This window comes from Enterobacter sp. HK169 (assembly GCF_001719105.1).
Classification (GTDB): domain Bacteria; phylum Pseudomonadota; class Gammaproteobacteria; order Enterobacterales; family Enterobacteriaceae; genus Enterobacter; species Enterobacter asburiae_B.
In genome coordinates this window covers 2,214,240-2,234,119 of sequence record NZ_CP017087.1, presented here as the reverse complement: position 1 = coordinate 2,234,119, position 19,880 = coordinate 2,214,240, and the positions used below count along the sequence as shown (strand labels likewise).

Here is a 19,880-nt window from a genome sequence, read left to right as displayed (position 1 = left end):
TTGTACTCCCTTATTCGCCCGTCGGGTTTGATCCCGGGCGCAACTCAAGCAGACTTTTCTGCTTGCGGTGTCCACAAAAGCGTCCAGGGAGTACATTTTCAGCCAGCACTCTACACGATACGCTCGAACCCTGCTGCTAAATCGGCAATCAGATCGTCAACGTTTTCTAAACCGATATGCAGTCGAATCAGGGTGCCGCTGAAGTCCACTTCACCGCCGGGGCGCAGAGCCGCAACCTGTTCCGGCTGGTTAGGCAGGATCAGAGATTCAAAACCGCCCCAGGAGTAGGCCATGCTGAAGAGGGTAAAATTATCCAGATAGCTCGCCAGCTCGTCGTTATTCAGCCGCTTTTGCAGTACGAACGAGAACAAACCGCTGCTGCCCGTAAAATCACGCTGCCAGAATTCGTGGCCTTTACTGCCCGGTAACGCGGGATGATTCACGCGCTCAACCTGCGGATGCTGCGCCAGCCATTCGGCCACCTTCAGGCTGCTTTCATGGTGCTGACGCAGGCGAACGCCCAGCGTGCGGAGTCCGCGGCTGGTCATGTAGGCCGTATCTGCATCCACCATCTGGCCCATCAGGTAGGCATTTTCACGCAGCTGATCCCAGCAGCGCGCGTTGGAAACCGCGGTGCCAATCATGCCGTCAGAGTGGCCTATCAGGTATTTCGTCGCCGCCTGAATCGAGATATCAATGTCGAATTCCAGGGCTTTAAACAGCACGCCCGCCGCCCAGGTGTTATCGATCATAACGATCGCCTCTGGGGCTTTGCTGCGCACGGCTTTCACGATAGCCGGCACGTCGTGAACTTCCATGGTGAGCGATCCCGGAGATTCCAGGAACACAATGCGCGTGTTTGGCTGAATAAGTTCGGCAATGCCTTCACCGATCAGCGGGTCGAACCAGCCGGTCGTTACGCCGAGCTTGCTGAGGATTTTGGTGCAGAAGTCCTGGCTGGGCTCGTAGGCGGTGTTGGTCATCAGGATATGGTCGCCCTGTTCCACAAACGCCAGAATGGTGTTGGCGACCGCCGCCGCCCCGCACGGGAACAGCGCGCAGCCTGCGCCGCCTTCCAGCTCGCACATCGCTTCCTGAAGAGAGAAATGGGTTAGCGTGCCGCGACGGCCATAAAACAGCCCGCCTTTCGCGCGATTGCGCGTGGCAATTTTTTTCTCCTCAACGGTATCAAACACCAGCGAGGAGGCTCGTTGAATCACGCTGTTGACCGATCCCTGCGTATATTTTTTGCTGCGTCCTGCCTGTACCAGCGTGGTATCAAGATGCTTCTTTGTCATGTTCGCTAACCCTGTTTTTATACGTCTGGACGTCCAGACTACCACGATTGGAAAAAACTGCACCCCGGGGCTTATCGAATAAGCAGAAAATATTAGCAAAAATTTGCATAAGAAATTTTTACTGCGTAAGCGCAAGGAAAGTGAACGAAAATTACGGCACCATGCAAATACTAATGAGAACTACTATCAATTCGACGACGTTTTGATATTATTACGCTCAGATTTTGTGATTTGCGTCCTGGAGATACAGAGTGGGTAATAATTTGATGCAGACGGATCTCTCCGTTTGGGGCATGTATCAGCATGCTGACATCGTGGTTAAGATTGTGATGATCGGCCTGATTCTGGCGTCCGTTGTCACCTGGGCTATCTTCTTCAGCAAAAGCGCCGAGCTGCTTTCGCAGAAGCGTCGCCTTAAGCGGGAACAGCTACAGCTGGCTGAAGCCCGCTCTCTGGATCAGGCTTCAGATATGACCTCATCCTTCCACGCGAAAAGCCTGACCACCCTGTTAGTGAACGAAGCGCAGAACGAGCTGGAACTCTCCGCTGGCAGTGAAGATAACGAAGGGATCAAAGAACGTACCGGTTTCCGCCTGGAGCGTCGCGTTGCGGCCGTTGGCCGACACATGGGACGCGGCAATGGCTATCTGGCGACCATCGGCGCGATCTCACCGTTCATCGGTCTTTTCGGTACGGTCTGGGGCATCATGAACAGCTTTATCGGTATCGCGCAGACCCAAACCACCAACCTGGCGGTCGTGGCGCCGGGTATCGCAGAAGCGCTGCTGGCGACGGCAATCGGTCTGGTCGCCGCTATCCCGGCGGTGGTTATCTACAACATCTTCGCACGCATGATTGGCAGCTACAAAGCCACGCTGGGTGATGTTGCCGCGCAGGTTCTGCTGCTGCAAAGCCGCGATCTCGACCTGAACGCCAGCTCGGTTAAGCCGGTGCACGCGGCGTCTAAACTGCGCGCAGGTTAAGAGTATGGCGATGCGTCTAAACGAAAATCTGGACGATAACGGCGAAATGCATGAAATCAACGTGACGCCGTTTATCGACGTCATGCTGGTTCTGCTGATTATCTTCATGGTGGCCGCGCCGCTGGCGACGGTGGATGTGAAGGTGAATCTGCCCGCCTCTTCCAGCCAGCCCCAGCCGCGCCCGGAGAAGCCTATCTACCTGTCGGTGAAAGCGGATAAATCCATGTTCCTCGGGAACGACCCGGTGACGGCCGACTCGGTCATCCCGGCGCTGGAGCAGCTTACGGGCGGAAAGAAAGACACCACGGTCTTCTTCCGCGCGGATAAAACCGTTGATTATGAAACCATGATGAAGGTAATGGACACGCTGCATCAGGCGGGTTACCTGAAGATTGGACTGGTCGGCGAAGAGAAAGCGGCCTCGAAGTGATAAAGAAGCTGGCGAAAGCCGGCTTTTTTTATGCCTGTCGGTTTAAGCGTTTTTATTATCCGTCGGTGCGGTAGAAGGGGTTGCCAGCGCGTCCTCATCAAGCGCCACGCAGGTGACGTTTGAGGTACGGTACTCACCGTCGGACAGCTTGCGCGTCAGACGCAGGGTGGCGATTTCTCTGGCAAGCAGATACTGATAATTGGCCTCAAGACGTCCCAGAAGCTTCTCTTTCAGCTCGGGACGCTGCTCTATGATGGCGTTCATCACGGCACCGTAAATTTCTTCTTTGACCTGCAACGGATAAATTTCACGGCGATTCTGCCATTTCAGACGAACCAGCGTCGCCGGGATCGATACCAGGTCTTGCGTAATACGCGTCATCTCGTCATTTTTTGTGTTTCTTAGCGCGTCGAGATTTTGCTTTAAGATAAATTCATCACTTTTTTTATCATCTAAAGTCAAATAAACGTCGTTGTTTTTAACTTCTTTCACGTTAATCTTCCCCCAGGCTATAAAAGATTGGGTTGTTTTTTTCGCGAGTAATTAAATTAAGCCAAATTTCATTGCCCGCTTCATTAATTTCTTCGGTTTTTTCAGCCATTATTTGACTTAGTTTCTGGGAATCTATTTCACCCTCGGCCTGCAGGTCATTCAGCAGGTGGACAAAGGCTTCAATTTTTATGGCGCGAAATAAGCGGTCTTTTATATGGCGATCGTGCTCTTCCAGCAACATATTTCGGGATTTGCCAGTTCGGGAAACACCAATTAATATATCGGGCTCGAAATCAGAGAGCTTTCTTTTCCCCTGAGTGAAACTGGCCTCTTTTTCTGCTTCCGTCGGTTGCTGTTCCACAGGCGTAATGTGGTACTTAGCCGGGACGAGATAGTCGGGCAGCATTTTTAATTTCCTTTATTTTCAACAGGGTGGGGTTGGTAAAGGCGTGAGATTCGTTGACAATATCATGAGGCAAATTTAAAATCAAAAAAAATGGAGCCTACCCATGAACAGCATCTTTTTTACGGTCATCACATTACTATTACTGACCGCTGGTGTGCTTTTATTGATGCAGGAGTTCAATAAAACGAAAGTGTCGAAAGACACCAGTGAACCCCCGCAACCTGAACTGATGACAAAAGAGGAAGGGGAAGACCATTTCTCTGTATTGATGAACTCCGTTACGCCTGTCTGGTACTGGCGGGTGAACCACGAATATATCGACTTTTTACATGCGACAATTAAGCGCATGAAAATGTCGGAAATTAATGACACGCCTGGACTGTTTGAGGCGCAGCGTCGCTGTAGCGATCTGAATTCAGCAGTCTATAAATATTATGACAATATTAAAAAGCGCTGTCTTAACGGCGAGAAGGTCTCTTATTCCGATCTGGACGTATTAAATTTGCGTCAGTGTTTTCGCGAGTTCAGTCTGGAAGCCTATCCTGAACTGGTGGCGCTTGTCTGGCCGGAGTACGCACGTCCCGAGGTAAACCCAGACAACGTCTGAGTGACGTACCGTTGAGTTATTGCAAACAGTCAGCGCCGTTGAGATATACTGGGCGCTGGTTTCTTTTGCAAACAGGACTCTATGGAACGCTTTTTTGAAAATGCCATGTACGCCTCCCGCTGGATACTGGCCCCCGTCTATTTTGGCCTTTCGCTGGCACTTATCGCACTGACGATTAAGTTCTTTCAGGAAATCTGGCATGTTCTGCCGAACATTTTTTCTATTGCCGAAGCGGATTTGATTCTGGTTCTGCTGTCGCTGGTGGATATGACCCTGGTGGGCGGGCTGCTGGTGATGGTGATGTTCTCCGGCTACGAGAATTTTGTCTCCCAGCTCGATATCGACGAGCGTAAAGAGAAGCTCAGCTGGCTGGGCAAAATGGATGCTTCGTCGCTGAAGAATAAAGTGGCCGCGTCGATTGTGGCGATCTCCTCTATCCACCTGTTGCGCGTGTTTATGGACGCGAAGAACGTGCCGGATAACAAACTGATGTGGTACGTCATCATCCACCTGACGTTTGTGCTGTCTGCGTTTGTGATGGGGTATCTGGATAAGATCAGTAAGAAATAAAGTACACCTTACCCCTCACCCTAACCCTCTCCCCAAAGGGGCGAGGGGACCGCTCGGTGCGGCCTTTCTCCCTCTCCCTGTGGGAGAGGGCCGGGGTGAGGGCATCAGACCGCACTATTTATCCGACGACGCCTGCCACAGATTCAAAGCGCTTTCCCACTCTGCACTTATCACATCACAAATTGCATCACTAAGCGCGGGCCTAATGATTAACGCCAGCTGTGTGACCAGTGAAGCCACGCTAATTAAAAATGATCACAAAACGTTATAATTTCCCTCTTTCCTGCCGATAACGAGAGTAGTACTCGCCTCTGGGCGAACTCACCCTCACGGCAAGGAAGACTTATGAATATGCTCCGTAATTTCACGATCCGTTTCGTCATGCTGACGATTCTCGGGATCTTTTGTTTAATGTGGGCGGGCGTTGGGTTGTACAGCACCTGGTCCCTTTCTCGCGTATCGGATGGCAATGAAGTCGATCGCCAGCTGGTTAAACAGATGACGGTACTCAGTCAGGGTAACGATCAATATTTCCGCTTTGTGACCCGTCTGAGCCGTGCGATGGAAGTCAAAGCCGCAGGCGGCACGCCGGATCTCTCCTCTGCCCAACAGGCGCTGGATAACATGGGCAAAAAACTGGCCGAGATGAAAGCGATCTCCCCAGGCCCGATGGATGAGCAGATCTCTTCACGGGTGATCGGCTCCTGGCAGGCGCTGCTTGAACAGGGCGTCACGCCGCAAATGCAGCAGGCGAAGCAGGGGGCTCTGGAGGGGTATCGCCAGCAGGCCAACAACGTCACGCCACCGCTGAGCCGCGCGTTCGGTGCGGCCGCTGAGGCGTTCAACAATGCCGCCGCGAAGTCGCTCGACAGCACCCGCGTGGTGGTGGACGGCCTGACAAGCATGACCCGCACGGTGATTATCGTCGCCACGATTATCGGCCTGCTGATCCTGCTCTTCACCGACCGTTACCTGGTGGCGATGCTGGTCAAACCGCTGGCTCGCATTCGCCAGCAGTTCCGCCAGATTGCCCAGGGCGATCTCAGCCAGCCCATTGAGCCGTTCGGCCGCAACTGCGTGGGGCAGCTGGTGCCGCTGCTGAGCGCGATGCAGGACAGCCTGCGCGAAGCGGTCAGCACGATTCGCTCCGGCAGTGAAAATATCTGGCGCGGCGCGACGGAAATCTCCAGCGGTAACAACGACCTCTCTTCCCGTACCGAAGAGCAGGCGGCTGCGCTGGAAGAGACGGCAGCCAGCATGGAACAGCTGACCGCCACGGTGAAACTGAACGCGGAAAGCGCGCGTCAGGCCAGCCAGCTGGCCGATGTGGCCTCAACTACCGCCAGCCGCGGCGGCTCGCTGGTGGAAGAGGTGGTGACCACCATGAGCGGTATTTCGGAAAGCTCGAAGAAAATTGCTGAAATCACCAATGTGATCAACAGCATTGCCTTCCAGACCAATATTCTGGCACTCAATGCGGCGGTTGAAGCGGCGCGTGCCGGCGAACAGGGGCGTGGTTTCGCAGTAGTGGCAGGCGAAGTTCGCAACCTGGCAAGCCGCAGTGCCAATGCGGCTAAAGAGATTGAAGGGTTGATTACCGATTCCGTTTCCCGCGTAGAGCAGGGGGCGCAGCTGGTGAGCGACACCGGCACCACCATGGATGCGATTTTGCGCGACGTGACGGAAGTGACAACCATCATGAAGCAAATCGCTTCCGCCTCTGAGGAGCAAAGCAAGGGTATTTCGCAGGTCGGGATTGCCATTACCCAGATGGATGGCGTGACCCAGCAAAACGCCTCGCTGGTTGAAGAGGTTTCTGCGGCAGCGGCGGCGCTGGAGCGCCAGACCGAAGAGCTTCAGCGCTCGGTGCAGAAGTTCCGCCTGACGGCATAACGCAACCTATAAGGCCGCCTTATGCGGCCTTGTATTATTAACGCCTTCCCCATTCAGCCCCTTCTGAAACTGCTATTCTTTTGCTAACCCCCTGACGTTCTGGGCTCTCTTCTTCGAGGTGTTGCTATGAACAGATCGTTATCTGTCATTCCCGTCCTTTCTTTCATTCTTCTGATGCTGTTCTCGGTTTCTGCCAGTGCGACCCAGCAGGCGCAGGAGCGGCGCGTGGCGCGTGATGTCAGGCAGGAAACCCGCGACGCGTCGCGGCAGGTGAAGCAGACCTGCGTGGCGAACAATAACCAGAGTAATCAAGACTGCCGTCAGGACAAGCGTCAGATGAAACAGTCCGGAAGACAAAAAGCGCGGGACATTAAGTATTAATGCGGTTAACGGAAACTATCCAGGGATGAGACACGAACAATAAGCGGAGGGCGTCATCGGGAATGTGATTCATGCCGGGCAAACGCAGCGCCGCCCGGCTGTATTTATCAGTGCGTCGCTTCACCAATCAGCGCGCCCGTGCCCGCACCAACGGCTGCACCTTTCAGCACGCTCTTGCCGGTAACCGCCGCGGCACCTGCGCCTACGGCAGCTCCAACCGCGCCGCCCTTACGCGCGGCTTTACCTTTGCCGCCGTTTTTGAACATGGCACCGGTGCCTGCGCCCACGACGGCGCCGCCAACGGTCGATTTCAGATCTTTGCCCGTGGCCGCACCAATGGCCGCGCCTGCTACCGCGCCAGCGGCGGTTTTGTCGATAGCCATTCCCGAGGTGGAAAAAATGAGGGCGCTGATAACCAGCGTTGTTTTAATAAGTTTCATAACAGATCCTTTGTGACTGCTGTCGGTTGAGACGTCATTTCTCACTCTCTGACGCGAGAAAAACGTCCAGATAGTGCCAGCAATACCGGCTCAACCTTTAAGCTAATCATGCCCTGGGCTGGGATCTCAGTTGCCGGGCGGGGACCCGCCCGGCTGAACATTACGCCTGACGCTTATCTTCCGTATTGGTATCGAAGTCGCTCGCCGCGTGGCGTTCGTGGAGCTGCTCGTTCAGCTCGCCGCTGGTGCGGTTAACGATACGGCCGCGCTTAACGGCATGGCGATTCGCCACGTCTTTCGCCCAGCGCTGCACGTTTGTGTACTTCTCTGCATCGAGGAACTCGGCGGCGTTATAGACGCTGCCCAGCGCCACGCAGCCGAACCACGGCCAGATGGCGATATCCGCGATGGTGTACTCTTCACCCGCCACGTAGCGACCGCGCGCCAGCTGTTTATCCAGCACGTCGAACAGGCGCTTGGCTTCCATGGTGAAGCGGTCAATCGCGTATTCAATTTTTACCGGCGCGTAGTTGTAGAAGTGGCCAAAGCCGCCGCCGAGGAACGGCGCTGCGCCCTGCAGCCAGAACAGCCAGTTCAGGGTCTCGGTGCGTCCAGCCGGATCTTTCGGCAGGAAGTGACCGAATTTCTCTGCCAGATAGAGCAGGATATTGCCGGATTCAAAGACGCGCGTTGGCGGGTTCGTGGAGTGGTCACGCAGCGCCGGTATTTTCGAGTTCGGGTTCACCTCAACAAACCCGCTGGAGAACTGATCGCCTTCGCCGATGCGGATCAACCATGCGTCGTACTCCGCGCCCGTCACGCCCAGCGCCAGCAGCTCTTCGAGCATGATCGTCACTTTCTGGCCGTTCGGGGTCCCGAGAGAGTAAAGCTGCAGCGGGTGGGTGCCCACGGGCAGATCTTTCTCATGGGTCGCGCCGGAAATCGGGCGGTTGATGTTGGCGAACGCGCCGCCGCCGTTCTTTTTCCATTCCCACACTTTTGGTGGCTGATACGTGTTGTCTGACATGTTGGCCTGCCTTTTGAGTGATGTGTTGAGGCAGTGTAGCAGGAGATTTGTGAAGCGTTTAACGAACTGAGCGTAATCGATCTGCCGCTATTCCTTCCGGCGCTTATATATATCAAATCCGGCATAAGCTTAATCGAAAATCGCATTTTCATAATTAATGCGTAAACCGATAAAGCTGAATATGATGCTTCAACATAAATAAAAGATGCAGTAATAAACACTTTATAAGGCAAGGAGTTAGTGAGATGCGCAAGCTTCTGTTATCGGCAGTGGTCGTTTCGCTCGCGTTAGGCCTGGCGGGCTGTGATGATGCGAAAAATAAAGAGACAAATACGCCCTCAGCGGCAAAAAACGACGCGCCAAAAGAGGGCGGTTCGCTAATTATTGGAATTACCTCCGGCGACCCGTTAGCCGTTAATCCGCTCTATGCCAGTGACCGTACGACGTTAACGATCATGCAGGCGCTCTATGCCCCGCTGTACAGCTTTAATAACGGCAACATTGAGTGGGGCCTGGCGGAAAGCCTGACGCCTTCCGCCGACAACCTGAGCTATACCCTGACGTTAAAACCCAACCTCAAATGGCAGGACGGCCAGCCGCTGACGGCGGACGACGTGGTCTTTACGTTCAATAAGCTGCTGGATGCCAAACAGCACAGCTTCTTCCGCAGCATGTTCACCTACGGCGACAAGCCGGTACAGGTGAGCAAGGTGGATGAGCGCACCGTCAAATTCACCCTACCGCAGGTCAGCGCGGCCTTTACCGGCACCCTGGTACAAATCTACCCGATTCCGCAGCACGTGTTCGCCGGTGAAGGCGACCTGGAAAAGAGCAGCAAAAACGATGCGCCGGTCGGCTCCGGGCCGTTCAAATTCAAAGAGTACCGCGCCGGGCAGTATTACGCCCTGACCCGTTTTGACGATTACTGGAACGGCAAAGCGAAGCTTGATTCGGTCACCTACCGTTTCGCCAAAGACAGCAACGCCGCCAACCTTGCGCTGCAAAACGGGGAAATCAACCTCAAGATGGTTGACCCGCAGGATGTGAACCGTCTGAAAAATACCGGTAAGTTTGACTTCGTGGTCTATCCGGAAGGCCGTCTGGCCTATATGACGTTCAACCAGAACGTGCCGGTGATGAAGAGCAAAGCGCTGCGCCAGGCCATCGCGTATGCCATCAACAAAGACGAGCTCACCCAGACCGCCTTTACCTCGCTGGACTACGCTAAACCGGCGACCTCCTTCCTGACGCCAGATACGCTTTACAAGACGGATGACGTCGAGCAGTACAAGTTCGATCTGCAAAAAGCCAAAGAGCTGCTGAAGACGTCCGGCGCGCCGGACAACCTCAAGCTGCGCCTGGCGTATGTGAACACCAACAAAACCCAGGAGAGCATGGCGCTCTACATTCAGCAGGCGCTGAAGGGCATTGGGGTGAACGTGGAGCTGATGCCGCTGGACTCCAACGCCATGTCTCAGCGCAGCCTCGATATGAACAACACCGCGTGGGAGCTGAACCTGGGCGGCTACATCATGGGCTCCGAGCCGGACGGTTACAAATCGCTGTTCATGAGCAACGAAGCCTATAACTACGCGCACTACAAAAATCCGCAGTTTGATGCCCTGTGGGATAAAGGTGCAGTGGAAACCGACGCCGCAAAACGGGCCGATATCTATAAGCAAATTCAGCAGACCGTGGCGAACGACATGACCTACTACCCGATTGCCTACACCAATGCGACCGTCGCGGTGGACAAGCGCTTCGGCGGCACCCAGGAAGCGGAGCCGAAACCGGTCTATCTGCTCCAGGATCTGTCAAAAATCTATCAGAAATAAGTGATTGCCCCGGCCGTCAGGTCGGGGCCTTGGTAAGGGCACGTCGTGAACACACTCCTCACGCGTCGGCTGCTGCAGCTGCTGCCGATGCTGTTTTTTATTTCACTGGTGGCGTTTCTGCTGGTCAAGCTCGCGCCCGGCGATCCGGTGGCGGCGTACATTACGCCGCGTATGGCCCCGGAGGATATCGAACGTATTCGCCAGAGCCTGGGGCTGGATAAGCCGCTGGTCACGCAGTACGTCCTGTGGCTGAAAAACGTCCTGCAGGGCGATCTCGGCTATTCGCTGATTTATCACCGCCCGGTGCTGGAGATGATCGGCGAACGCATTCCGGCCACGCTGGGGCTGATGGGCGCGTCGCTGATGATGGCGATCGTGCTGGCGATCCCGCTGGGCCTGCTGGCCGGGGCATTTAAGTACCGCTGGCTGGATCATCTGCTCAATTTATTCGCCTATATCGGCATTTCTGTTCCGATATTCTGGTTCGGCATCCTGCTCATCACCATTTTTGCCGTGCAGCTTAACTGGTTCCCCAGCATGGGGATGCGCACCATCGGCATGGAGGATAACGGGCTGGATCTGCTGCGTCACGGCGTGCTGCCGTGTATTGCCCTCACGTTCTACAACCTTTCCAGCTACGTGCGCTACATCCGCTCCAACACCATCTCTCAGCTCTCGGCCGACTACGTGCAGACCCAGCTTGCCTACGGCGCCACGCGTTCCAGTATTCTGTTCCGCCACGTGCTGAAAAACGTGCTGCTGCCGGTGATTACCCTGTTCGGCCTGTCGTTCGGAGAGCTGATTGTGGGGGCCTATGTGACGGAAAGCGTCTTCTCCTGGCCGGGGATGGGGCTGCTCGGGATCCAGTCGATCGCCTCGCTGGATTACCCGCTGATTATGGCGATCATCATGCTCTCGTCGATGATGCTGATCGTCGGAAACCTGATCGCCGACGTGCTTTATCGCTTCGCCGATCCCCGCATTCGTACGCTGAGGTAACCCGGATGAGCAGACGCTGGCAGCAGGTTCGTCACCAGCTGCGCCGCAACCGTCCGGCGCAGTTCTCTCTGTTTGTGCTTTTTATTTTCGTCGTCGCCGCGCTCTGTGCGGGGTTAAGCCCGTACGATCCGGATCGGATGTTGCTCGGCGCGCGCACGTTGCCGCCGGATGCCGCGCACTGGTTTGGCACCGACGAATACGGCCGCGACTACTTCACCCGCGCGCTGTATGGCGGCCAGATCTCCCTGATGGTCGGTTTTCTGGCGATGCTCTTTTCCACGCTTATCGGCACGGTGGTGGGAACGGTGAGCGGCTATTTTGGCGGCTGGCTGGATAACCTGATGATGCGCGCCGTGGATATCCTGATGGCCATTCCGGCCTTCTTCCTGCTGCTGGTGGTGAATGCTTACCTCAAGCCGGGCGTGGATAACATCATTCTGATTATCAGCCTACTGACGTGGATGAACATGTCGCGTCTGGTGCGTGCTGAAACCCTGTCGGTGAAAGAGCGCGAGTACGTGCTTTATGCCCGCGCGTCGGGAGAGCATCCGCTGCGCATCATCGTGCGCCACATTATTCCCGGCGTGCTGCCGACCATTATCGTGGCGGCCACGCTCAATATCGCCTCGGCCATTCTGATGGAGTCAACCCTCAGCTTCTTAGGGCTGGGCGTGCAGGCGCCCGCGGCGTCGTGGGGAAGCATGCTTAACAACGCGCAGTCTTATATTGGCGAAGCGTCGTGGCTGGCGATGTTCCCCGGCATTCTGATCCTGCTGACGGTGTTCAGCTTTAACGTGCTGGGCGATGTGTTCCGTACCGCCTTTGAGCCGGGAGCGAATCGCGATGAGTAACTTATTAGCGCTTGAGAACCTGCAAACCACGTTCCGCACCCGCGAGGGCGAGGTTCACGCGGTGCGCGGCGTGAGCTTTCAGGTTCAGCCGGGCGAACTCGTCGGCATCGTCGGCGAGTCGGGCTGCGGGAAAAGCGTCACCTGCAAGTCGATTATCCAGCTTCTGGGGAGCAACGGACGGATAACCGGCGGCAGCATCCGCTTCCAGAATGAGGATCTGGCGCAGAAAACGCCCGCGCAGATGCGCGCCATCCGCGGCAACGAGATCGCGATGATTTTTCAGGATCCGATGACCGCCCTGAACCCGGTGCTGACCATCGGCAAGCAGATGGCTGAGATCCTGATGCGCAACAAAGGACTCAGCAAAAAAGCGGCCAAAGCGGCGGCCATCGCCATGCTGGAACAGGTAGGCATTGCCGGGGCGGAACGGCGATACGACCAGTATCCCCACGAGTTCAGCGGCGGGATGCGACAGCGGGTGATGATCGCCATTGCGCTCTCCTGCAACCCTAAGCTGCTGATCGCCGATGAACCGACCACCGCGCTGGACGTGACCATTCAGGCGCAGATCCTGCGCCTGCTGAAAAGTCTGCAACAGCAGACCCGGACCGCGATTTTGCTGATCACCCACGATCTCGGCGTGGTGGCGCAGGTCTGCAGCCGCGTGGTGGTGATGTACGGCGGGCTGGTGATGGAGGAGGGGAGCGTAGAGGACATTTTTTATCGCCCTGCGCATCCTTACACCCAGGGGCTGCTGGCCTCGCTGCCGCGCCCGGATGAGGTCAATCAGCGTTTATCGTCGATCGAAGGTTCGCCGCCTGGCCTGCTTAACCCGCCGCCGGGCTGTCCGTTCGCGGAACGCTGCCCGAAACGCATGCCCCAGTGTGAAAGACAGCCCGCCTTTTACGCCGCCGGAGAGGGCCATCGCGCCGCCTGCTGGCTATGGGCCGACAAGGAGATTCAGGCATGAGTGAACAACTGGCGCCATTAGTGAGCGTGCGCGATCTGCGCAAACACTATCCGCTCAACGGCGGTTTGCTGCGTAAAGGCGTGGCCGTGAAGGCGGTTGACGGCGTGAGCTTTGATATCCAGCCCGGCGAGACGTTTGGCCTGGTGGGGGAGTCAGGCTGCGGAAAATCTACCCTCGGGCGCGCCATCCTGCGCCTTTTCGATATCACCTCGGGTGAGATCCACTTCGCCGGGCAGGCGATTGCCCACGCCCGTGAAAAAGAGCTTAAGCCGCTGCGTAAACGGATGCAGGCGATTTTTCAGGATCCTTACTCCTCGCTCAACCCCGGAATGACGGTGCGACAGCTGGTGGCCGAGCCGATGCAGATCCACGGCTACAGCCGCGAAGAACAGCGGGAACGTACGGAAACGCTGCTCTACAAAGTGGGGCTGAAGCACGAGCACCTTGAACGGTTCCCGCATGAGTTCAGCGGCGGCCAGCGTCAGCGCATCAGTATTGCCCGCGCGTTGTCCGTGCATCCTGAATTTGTGCTGTGCGATGAGCCGCTCTCGGCGCTGGACGTCTCGGTGCAGGCGCAGGTGGTGAATATTTTGCAGGATCTGCAGCAGGAGCTGGGGCTAACCTATCTGTTCATCGCCCACGATCTCTCCATGGTTCGCCATATCTCCAGCCGCATTGGGGTGATGTATCTCGGCAAACTGGTGGAGGTGGCCCCGGCGAATGAACTGTATCAACGTCCGGCGCACCCTTACACCCGCGCGCTGCTGGCGGCGGTTCCCCAGCCCGATCCGCGTATCCGCAATCTCGAAGACGCCACCCTGCGCGGCGACATTCCCGGCCCCACGTCCGCGCTGCCGGGCTGTAAGTTCTGCAGCCGCTGCCCGCACGCCATGCCGGTTTGCCAGACGCAGGAGCCTGCCATGCGGGAGATCGCGCCAGGGCATTTCGCGGCATGCTGGCTGTTTAACATGTAGTTAATGCGCCGCGCAGGTGTATGATAAATGTCCCTCTGTCAGGTTAATTACAACGTGCAGACGACGACAACCCTTAAAAAAATTGCCGCCTGCCTGTTTTAGGTTGGATACATGCGTAAAGGAAAGTTAAGCAGTGATGCGCCATTCGGGACATTGTTAGGCTATGCGCCCGGTGGCGTGGCGATTTACTCTTCAAATTACGGCAGTCTGGACCCGCGCAGCTACCCGCAAGATGCGGATTTTCGCAGCTATATCGGCAACGAATACATGGGCCACAAGTGGCAATGCGTTGAGTTTGCCCGCCGTTTCCTGTTTCTCAACTATGGCTTCGTGTTTACCGACGTCGGCATGGCGTGGGAAATCTTCTCCCTGCGCTTTTTGCGCCAGGTGGTGAACGATAACATTCTGCCTCTTCAGGCTTTTGCCAACGGCTCAAAACGCGCGCCGCGCGCCGGGGCGCTGCTGATCTGGCAAAAGGGCGGCGAGTTTCACGAGACCGGCCACGTGGCGGTGATCACCCAGCTTCTCGACGATAGGGTGCGAATTGCGGAGCAGAACGTGATTCACTCCCCGCTGCCGCTCGGGCAGCAGTGGACGCGCGAGCTGCGTCTGAGCGTGGAGAACGGGTGTTACACGATCCATGACACCTTCAATGACACGGAGATTCTCGGCTGGATGATCCAGACCGACGACGCGGAACACAGCATTCCCCAGCCGGAAATAGACGGCGAACTGCTGAAAATCAGCGGCGCGCGGCTGAAGAACAAACGTCAGTTCGACGGAAAATGGCTTAACGAAAATGATGCGCTGCAGCAGGCGTATATCCGCGCCAACGGCCATGTGATCAACAAAGATCCCTGCCAGTACTTCACCATTACCGAAAGCGCCGAGCAGGAGCTGATCAAGGCCACCAACGAACTGCACCTGATGTACCTGCACGCGACGGACAAGGTGCTGAAAGACGACAGCCTGCTGGCGCTTTTCGACATCCCGAAAATCCTCTGGCCGCGCCTGCGCCTCTCCTGGCAGTGGCGTCGCCACCATATGATCACCGGTCGTATGGATTTCTGCATGGATGAGCGCGGCATTAAGGTCTACGAGTACAACGCCGACTCCGCGTCCTGCCATACCGAGGGCGGGCTGATTCTCGAAGAGTGGGTGAAAAACGGCTATCGCGGCAACGGGCATAACCCGGCGGAAGGGCTGCTGGAAGAGCTGACCGGGGCGTGGAAGCACAGCCACGCGCGGCCGTTCGTCCACATCATGCAGGACAACGATGTCGAAGAGGATTACCACGCGCTCTTTATTCAGCGTTCGCTGATGCAGGCCGGGTTTGAAACCAAAATTCTGCACGGGCTCGAGGCGCTCAGCTGGGATGCTGCCGGACAGCTGATTGACGACGAAGGCCGTCACGTCAACTGCGTGTGGAAAACCTGGGCGTGGGAAACGGCGATAGAGCAGATCCGCGAAGTCAGCGAAACCGAATACGCCGCCGTGCCGATCCGCACCGGACATCCTAAGGGCGAGGTGCGCCTGATTGACGTCCTGCTGCGCCCGGAGGTGCTGGTCTTCGAACCGCTGTGGACCGTTATTCCCGGCAACAAGGCGATTCTCCCGGTTCTGTGGCAGCTGTTCCCGAATCACCGTTACCTGCTCGACACCGATTTTGAGGTTAACGATCTGCTGAAGCAGACCGGCTATGCCGTCAAGCCGATTGCTGGCCGCTGCGGCAGCAATATCGATCTCATCAGCGCCCAGGACGAACTGCTGGATAAATCCAGCGGCAAGTTTGTCGACCGTAAAAACATCTACCAGCAGCTGTGGTGCCTGCCGAAGGTCGACGGCAAGTACATACAGGTCTGTACCTTTACCGTGGGCGGGAACTACGGGGGAACCTGCCTGCGCGGCGATGACTCGCTGGTGGTGAAGAAAGAGAGCGATATAGAGCCGCTGATTGTAGTTAAAGATAAGTAGTTCACACCCGCCATAAAAAAGCCCCCGCAGAGTATCCTGCGGGGGCTTTTCGTTACTGTTCTTCCTCTTCCTGCTGCTCGTTGATCTTCAGATCGATGATGCGGCCAATCTGATCGTGGTACACCGTCAGCAGGTTGTACTGGCTCATCTCGGAGATGATCTGCGGTGAGACGTTAAAGCTGCGGGCCAGCTCCTCCTGGTGAAAATAGCCCGGCTGGCGCCGCCTCACGTTGGCGCGACGGCGGTTGTACTGATACCACAAAATCAGCAGCCAGCCGTTGATCGCGGCGAACAGCAGGTAGAGCAACACCGTATTAAAGGACGCGATAATCACGCCCCAGCGGTGGTCGCTCTCATCGGTTAGCTGCATCCACAGACGGGCATACAGGAAAAACAGAAATCCTCCCCACGCCACCAGCGTTAGCGCGGCATCAAAAAGACGCGGCAAGAGCCGATGCTCGGTCAAAATTAAGGTGTTTTCGTTCATTAAATGCTCCCTTTTCCCCGGTCCGGACTGATCCAGCGCGCGCGGGCGCGCTGGCGTTTAAGCATGACTTTTGGAAATGCGACGAGGGTGGTGAACAGGCCGATCATCCAGTACACCATCGGGAACCAGATCACCCAGAAAAGCGAGCTGGCCACTTTACGTTCATAGCGCCGCTCGATGTACAAGCTGACCAGGAACTGCAGCAGGCACATCACGCCCAGCAGCAGCCCGGTAAACTCCGGTGGAAAAAGGCTCTCCACGGTCAGCCTGGCGGGAACAGGCGCAACCTGGCTGAGGAGGAACAGCAGCACCGTCATCGCGTACGCGAAGGCCCACAGCGTTGACAGCGCGTACTCCATAAACAGCGGCCACATGCGGTGATGCTCCCAGCGGACAATCCTGCGAAGGTTGACCAGAAACACCTCCGCGCCCCCCTGGGCCCAGCGCAGACGCTGTTTCCACAGGCCCCTCAGCGTCTCCGGCATCAGGATCCAGCACAGCGCCCGCGGCTCAAAAAAGATATCCCAGTGGCGCAGCTGAAGCTTCCAGCTGATGTCGATGTCTTCGGTGATCATGTCCGGACTCCAGTACCCGACGTCCGCCAGCGCCTGTCGGCGAAACGCGGCGATGACGCCGGAGACGGTAAAGACCCGGCCATAGATCCGCTGCGTCCGCTTGATGAGCCCAATAATGGATGAGAACTCGCCCACCTGAATGCGGCCAATCAGCGTGGAGCGCGTGCGAATGCGCGGGTTCCCGGTAACCGCCCCGACGTGGGGGTACTGAATCAGCGGGGCCACCAGATAAGCGGCGGTATCGCGATCGAGCAGGGCGTCGCCGTCAATGCAGACCAGCAGATCGCCCCGCGCCGCCGCTGCCCCGGCTTTAAGCGCCAGCGCTTTCCCCTGATTTTCCGCGAGGTTAATCACCCGCAGGCGCGGCTGTTCCTGCGCCAGCGCCTGCAATACCTCCGCCGTGTTGTCAGACGAACCGTCGTTGATGGCGATAACTTCTATATTTTCATACCGCTGATCCAGCGCGGCGCTGATGGTCTCCCGGGCATTCCTTCCCTCGTTGAAGCAGGGGATAAGAATGGAGATGAGCGGCTCACCGGCGAGCGTCGGGGCGGGCGTGTCTTTATCCCACGACCAGTGGCGTTCAAGCTGAAACCAGAAATAGAGGCCGCCTGTTATCCAGAGTACCGACATGAACAGCGGCCAGAAGAACACGAAATCCAGAATCAGTTCGCCGGTAAAGAGGGCGGCCACGCCTAACGGCAACCCGAATACCAGACATAAAATAGAGAAGGCGATAATGCGATCAGTCATTGTCAGGGTACCAGTACGAAGAAAATTCAGGCCTGATGCGTGAGATATCAGGTTGATTGTTGAGGAAGTCGTCGGGGTAGTAACCGTAGTTTTTGACGCCGTTCAGCTGGAGCACGCGCATCCACTGCGCAAGCTGGCTGTCGGACACGGCGCGCTGCGGTTTCTGGTCCCAGTCCCTGGCCTGCAGCTCGAAAATGGTTTTATCAAGCGCGCCGGGGCGTGCGGCGACCGCGTTAACCAGACGCGTCAGCCAGGCATCGCTCTCGTCTGCCGGAACGGACTCCATCAGCGGCATGGCCATCGGCACCGTCCAGTCGTACTCCGCCAGAAAATCATCAAGATTCTGCGCGAACCACGCCTCGCTTTCGGGCTGCAGAATGGGTAGGGCGAACATATTGCGCGCGGTTTTTATCTGCGGGCCGCGGATATGCTTCACCGCCAGGCTCAGGGCGTGGGTAAACCCGATGAGAGTCTGGCTTTTCTGGCGCGTGGTGTTCTGACCGGCATCGTCCACGTCCGTCAGCGCCGCATCGTCATGGAACAAAACCCCGTTGAAGCTGGCATAGCGAGCCAGGTCTTCATAGATGTCCGTCACCTGCTGGCGCACCTGCGGGTCCCACGGGGAGAGCCGGATATAGGGCTCGGTGGCTTCGCGCCGCTGGCCGGTTTGACGATCCCGGCGCTGCACGCGCGGCAGGGAAGGATCGAGATCGAACGAGAGCACCGGCATCCACGCGAAGACTTTTACCCCGGCGCGGGTTTGCAGCTGCCAGGCGACAAAATTAAAGAGATCGGCCCGAACCGGCAGCCGACGGTTGGGGAAATAAAGCGCCGTGATCTTGCCGTCGCCCTGCGGGTCGGCAAACGCCTGCAGGAAAACATGGCTGATCTTCATGTCGTAAACCCGCTGGATCAGCCTGTTGATGTTTTGGGTCTGCTGGGCCGGATCGGGATCGTAAACGTAGTCGAGATCGACGTGCATGACGCGCACGGGATCGCGCTCCTGAACCTGGCTGACCGTGCTGGCAAACGCCTTGAGCGAGGGATTCCCGGCGATCAGCAGGCGGGGGATGTTGCCCAGATCCTGCACGTTCCCCAGCCCGTCCTCAAGGGTAAAGGCCAGCCGGTAACCCTGCTGTCTGGCGATAGCGAGCGAGGTACCGTTGGCGGCGCCGTAGGGCCAGACCCAGGCGCGCGGCGCCTTGCCCGTCACCTGCGTGATTTTTTCAGTCACTTTGCGAACGTCATCGCCGATCCGCTGGCTGAACTGCCGATCGGTTTCATAGCGGCCCGTCGCGCTGTCATACAAGCGGTTGGCGATGGCCGGCTCGCGGCTGCCCTGCGGGTTGGCCGGAATGCCGTAATGCGAGGCCCAGGTATGCGATCCGATCTCAATCAGCGGGGATTGGCTGAGCTCGCGCACCATGTCCCACGTTGCGAAGCGCTCGCGGGGCGTCATCAGGCCGCCAAAGTTAACTTTTTGATTTGCCGGCGTATCCACCCAGCTGCCCACCGGCGCCCACAGCGCAGGAACGTTCCATGCCTGAAGCAGCGGCCAGACGCGGGTGTAAAAGCTGCTGTAGCCGTCGTCAAAGCTGAGCAGAACGGCTTTTGGCGGCAGCGTTTTTTTCCCGTCATGCGCGTCAAGAATGTCCTGCACGCTGATGGCGTGGTAGCCGTTGTGCAGAAGCCAGCTAATCTGCTCGTTTAACGCGCTGGTGCGAACGGAGAGATAGCGCTGATCGGCGGCATCGTCTTCGACGTCGTGGTAGGCCAGGACCAGAAACTGGTTCTTCGGCCAGGGTTTACTCGCCTCCAGCTGCGGCCGATCTTTGGGCGCAATGAACGAGATCGCCTGCGCGCAGACATTTGCGCTGAGGCAGAGCCAGCTGAGGAGTATCAGGCTCACGGAAAAGCGTGTGTTCAGCATATTCA

General features: G+C 57.0%; 20 protein-coding genes. 12 read left to right on the top strand and 8 right to left on the bottom strand.

What is annotated here, in order from left to right; all coding sequences use genetic code 11:
- Positions 1 to 110: 110 nt before the first annotated feature.
- On the bottom strand, positions 111 to 1,298 hold the full coding sequence (gene metC / locus EnteroDNA1_RS10500; RefSeq protein ID WP_069303308.1) for a cystathionine beta-lyase: 1,188 nt from the start codon (positions 1,296 to 1,298) through the stop codon (positions 111 to 113).
- Positions 1,299 to 1,549: 251 nt separating this feature from the next.
- Between metC and exbB the strand changes: the two genes are divergently transcribed.
- On the top strand, positions 1,550 to 2,281 hold the full coding sequence (exbB, locus tag EnteroDNA1_RS10495) for a tol-pal system-associated acyl-CoA thioesterase (RefSeq protein WP_047347847.1): 732 nt from the start codon (positions 1,550 to 1,552) through the stop codon (positions 2,279 to 2,281).
- 4 nt (positions 2,282 to 2,285) lie between these two features.
- Positions 2,286 to 2,711: a TonB system transport protein ExbD gene (exbD, locus tag EnteroDNA1_RS10490; protein ID WP_023309173.1), complete on the top strand. Its 426-nt coding sequence runs from the start codon at positions 2,286 to 2,288 to the stop codon at positions 2,709 to 2,711.
- A 42-nt stretch (positions 2,712 to 2,753) separates the two neighbouring features.
- Here exbD and EnteroDNA1_RS10485 read toward each other — a convergent pair whose 3' ends face one another.
- Both EnteroDNA1_RS10485 and EnteroDNA1_RS10480 read right to left on the bottom strand, forming a co-directional pair.
- Positions 2,754 to 3,203 (bottom strand): hypothetical protein, encoded by a 450-nt coding sequence (locus EnteroDNA1_RS10485; RefSeq protein ID WP_032659963.1) that lies wholly within the window; start codon positions 3,201 to 3,203, stop codon positions 2,754 to 2,756.
- Position 3,204: 1 nt separating this feature from the next.
- Positions 3,205 to 3,609 carry a hypothetical protein gene (locus tag EnteroDNA1_RS10480; RefSeq protein WP_064673306.1) on the bottom strand — a complete coding sequence of 135 codons (405 nt, stop codon included), beginning with the start codon at positions 3,607 to 3,609 and terminating at the stop codon, positions 3,205 to 3,207.
- A 103-nt stretch (positions 3,610 to 3,712) separates the two neighbouring features.
- On the opposite strand from EnteroDNA1_RS10480, the gene EnteroDNA1_RS10475 reads away from it, so the two are divergent.
- The 4 genes from EnteroDNA1_RS10475 to EnteroDNA1_RS10460 all read left to right on the top strand — a co-directional run bounded on the left by EnteroDNA1_RS10475 (position 3,713) and on the right by EnteroDNA1_RS10460 (position 7,060).
- On the top strand, positions 3,713 to 4,216 hold the full coding sequence (locus tag EnteroDNA1_RS10475) for an ESA_00282 family adhesion-associated protein (protein WP_023309170.1): 504 nt from the start codon (positions 3,713 to 3,715) through the stop codon (positions 4,214 to 4,216).
- An 81-nt stretch (positions 4,217 to 4,297) separates the two neighbouring features.
- The gene (locus tag EnteroDNA1_RS10470; RefSeq protein ID WP_023309169.1) at positions 4,298 to 4,786 is read left to right on the top strand and encodes a TIGR00645 family protein; all 489 of its coding nucleotides are present in this window, start codon (positions 4,298 to 4,300) and stop codon (positions 4,784 to 4,786) included.
- Positions 4,787 to 5,131: 345 nt separating this feature from the next.
- Positions 5,132 to 6,679: a methyl-accepting chemotaxis protein gene (locus tag EnteroDNA1_RS10465; RefSeq protein ID WP_048977759.1), complete on the top strand. Its 1,548-nt coding sequence runs from the start codon at positions 5,132 to 5,134 to the stop codon at positions 6,677 to 6,679.
- A 126-nt stretch (positions 6,680 to 6,805) separates the two neighbouring features.
- Positions 6,806 to 7,060 (top strand): hypothetical protein, encoded by a 255-nt coding sequence (locus tag EnteroDNA1_RS10460; protein WP_069303307.1) that lies wholly within the window; start codon positions 6,806 to 6,808, stop codon positions 7,058 to 7,060.
- Positions 7,061 to 7,167: 107 nt separating this feature from the next.
- On the opposite strand, the gene EnteroDNA1_RS10455 is transcribed toward EnteroDNA1_RS10460, so the two are convergent.
- Both EnteroDNA1_RS10455 and yghU read right to left on the bottom strand, forming a co-directional pair.
- Positions 7,168 to 7,500 carry a hypothetical protein gene (locus EnteroDNA1_RS10455; RefSeq protein ID WP_029740720.1) on the bottom strand — a complete coding sequence of 111 codons (333 nt, stop codon included), beginning with the start codon at positions 7,498 to 7,500 and terminating at the stop codon, positions 7,168 to 7,170.
- Positions 7,501 to 7,660: 160 nt separating this feature from the next.
- Entirely contained in the window at positions 7,661 to 8,527 is an 867-nt protein-coding gene (yghU, locus tag EnteroDNA1_RS10450) for a glutathione-dependent disulfide-bond oxidoreductase (protein ID WP_069303306.1), read from the bottom strand.
- 245 nt (positions 8,528 to 8,772) lie between these two features.
- Between yghU and EnteroDNA1_RS10445 the strand changes: the two genes are divergently transcribed.
- The 6 genes from EnteroDNA1_RS10445 to gss all read left to right on the top strand — a co-directional run bounded on the left by EnteroDNA1_RS10445 (position 8,773) and on the right by gss (position 16,130).
- The gene (locus EnteroDNA1_RS10445; protein ID WP_069303305.1) at positions 8,773 to 10,362 is read left to right on the top strand and encodes an ABC transporter substrate-binding protein; all 1,590 of its coding nucleotides are present in this window, start codon (positions 8,773 to 8,775) and stop codon (positions 10,360 to 10,362) included.
- A 45-nt stretch (positions 10,363 to 10,407) separates the two neighbouring features.
- Positions 10,408 to 11,361: an ABC transporter permease gene (locus tag EnteroDNA1_RS10440; RefSeq protein ID WP_083239552.1), complete on the top strand. Its 954-nt coding sequence runs from the start codon at positions 10,408 to 10,410 to the stop codon at positions 11,359 to 11,361.
- A 5-nt stretch (positions 11,362 to 11,366) separates the two neighbouring features.
- A complete protein-coding gene (locus EnteroDNA1_RS10435) occupies positions 11,367 to 12,212 on the top strand; it encodes an ABC transporter permease (RefSeq protein WP_069303304.1) in 846 nt (281 codons plus the stop codon).
- Positions 12,205 to 13,182, top strand: a complete 978-nt coding sequence (locus tag EnteroDNA1_RS10430) for an ABC transporter ATP-binding protein (RefSeq protein WP_069303303.1) — start codon at positions 12,205 to 12,207, stop codon at positions 13,180 to 13,182. The genes EnteroDNA1_RS10435 and EnteroDNA1_RS10430 overlap by 8 nt, the downstream gene beginning before the upstream one ends.
- Complete coding sequence (locus tag EnteroDNA1_RS10425) at positions 13,179 to 14,156, top strand: ABC transporter ATP-binding protein (protein WP_069303302.1); 978 nt, start codon at positions 13,179 to 13,181, stop codon at positions 14,154 to 14,156. Before EnteroDNA1_RS10430 ends, EnteroDNA1_RS10425 begins: the two co-directional genes overlap by 4 nt.
- A gap of 111 nt (positions 14,157 to 14,267) precedes the next feature.
- A complete protein-coding gene (gss, locus tag EnteroDNA1_RS10420) occupies positions 14,268 to 16,130 on the top strand; it encodes a bifunctional glutathionylspermidine amidase/synthase (protein ID WP_069303301.1) in 1,863 nt (620 codons plus the stop codon).
- A 52-nt stretch (positions 16,131 to 16,182) separates the two neighbouring features.
- Here gss and pgaD read toward each other — a convergent pair whose 3' ends face one another.
- From pgaD to pgaB, 3 genes are read right to left on the bottom strand one after another with little or no spacing between them, the layout of a single operon-like run.
- Entirely contained in the window at positions 16,183 to 16,617 is a 435-nt protein-coding gene (gene pgaD, locus EnteroDNA1_RS10415) for a poly-beta-1,6-N-acetyl-D-glucosamine biosynthesis protein PgaD (protein WP_069303300.1), read from the bottom strand.
- A complete protein-coding gene (pgaC, locus tag EnteroDNA1_RS10410) occupies positions 16,617 to 17,945 on the bottom strand; it encodes a poly-beta-1,6-N-acetyl-D-glucosamine synthase (protein WP_069303299.1) in 1,329 nt (442 codons plus the stop codon). Before pgaC ends, pgaD begins: the two co-directional genes overlap by 1 nt.
- Positions 17,938 to 19,875: a poly-beta-1,6-N-acetyl-D-glucosamine N-deacetylase PgaB gene (gene pgaB, locus EnteroDNA1_RS10405; RefSeq protein ID WP_069303298.1), complete on the bottom strand. Its 1,938-nt coding sequence runs from the start codon at positions 19,873 to 19,875 to the stop codon at positions 17,938 to 17,940. Before pgaB ends, pgaC begins: the two co-directional genes overlap by 8 nt.
- Positions 19,876 to 19,880: the final 5 nt, after the last annotated feature.

Bases quoted from the DNA above. Each gene is read 5' to 3' on its own strand.
- metC (WP_069303308.1), bottom strand. From the start codon at position 1,298: ATGACAAAGAAGCATCTTGATACCACGCTGGTACAGGCAGGACGCAGC.
- EnteroDNA1_RS10425 (WP_069303302.1), top strand. From the start codon at position 13,179: ATGAGTGAACAACTGGCGCCATTAGTGAGCGTGCGCGATCTGCGCAAA.
- EnteroDNA1_RS10435 (WP_069303304.1), top strand. From the start codon at position 11,367: ATGAGCAGACGCTGGCAGCAGGTTCGTCACCAGCTGCGCCGCAACCGT.
- yghU (WP_069303306.1), bottom strand. From the start codon at position 8,527: ATGTCAGACAACACGTATCAGCCACCAAAAGTGTGGGAATGGAAAAAG.
- EnteroDNA1_RS10475 (WP_023309170.1), top strand. From the start codon at position 3,713: ATGAACAGCATCTTTTTTACGGTCATCACATTACTATTACTGACCGCT.
- EnteroDNA1_RS10480 (WP_064673306.1), bottom strand. From the start codon at position 3,609: ATGCTGCCCGACTATCTCGTCCCGGCTAAGTACCACATTACGCCTGTG.
- EnteroDNA1_RS10465 (WP_048977759.1), top strand. From the start codon at position 5,132: ATGAATATGCTCCGTAATTTCACGATCCGTTTCGTCATGCTGACGATT.
- pgaD (WP_069303300.1), bottom strand. From the start codon at position 16,617: ATGAACGAAAACACCTTAATTTTGACCGAGCATCGGCTCTTGCCGCGT.
- EnteroDNA1_RS10470 (WP_023309169.1), top strand. From the start codon at position 4,298: ATGGAACGCTTTTTTGAAAATGCCATGTACGCCTCCCGCTGGATACTG.
- EnteroDNA1_RS10445 (WP_069303305.1), top strand. From the start codon at position 8,773: ATGCGCAAGCTTCTGTTATCGGCAGTGGTCGTTTCGCTCGCGTTAGGC.
- EnteroDNA1_RS10455 (WP_029740720.1), bottom strand. From the start codon at position 7,500: ATGAAACTTATTAAAACAACGCTGGTTATCAGCGCCCTCATTTTTTCC.
- EnteroDNA1_RS10460 (WP_069303307.1), top strand. From the start codon at position 6,806: ATGAACAGATCGTTATCTGTCATTCCCGTCCTTTCTTTCATTCTTCTG.
- EnteroDNA1_RS10430 (WP_069303303.1), top strand. From the start codon at position 12,205: ATGAGTAACTTATTAGCGCTTGAGAACCTGCAAACCACGTTCCGCACC.
- pgaB (WP_069303298.1), bottom strand. From the start codon at position 19,875: ATGCTGAACACACGCTTTTCCGTGAGCCTGATACTCCTCAGCTGGCTC.
- pgaC (WP_069303299.1), bottom strand. From the start codon at position 17,945: ATGACTGATCGCATTATCGCCTTCTCTATTTTATGTCTGGTATTCGGG.
- gss (WP_069303301.1), top strand. From the start codon at position 14,268: ATGCGTAAAGGAAAGTTAAGCAGTGATGCGCCATTCGGGACATTGTTA.
- exbD (WP_023309173.1), top strand. From the start codon at position 2,286: ATGGCGATGCGTCTAAACGAAAATCTGGACGATAACGGCGAAATGCAT.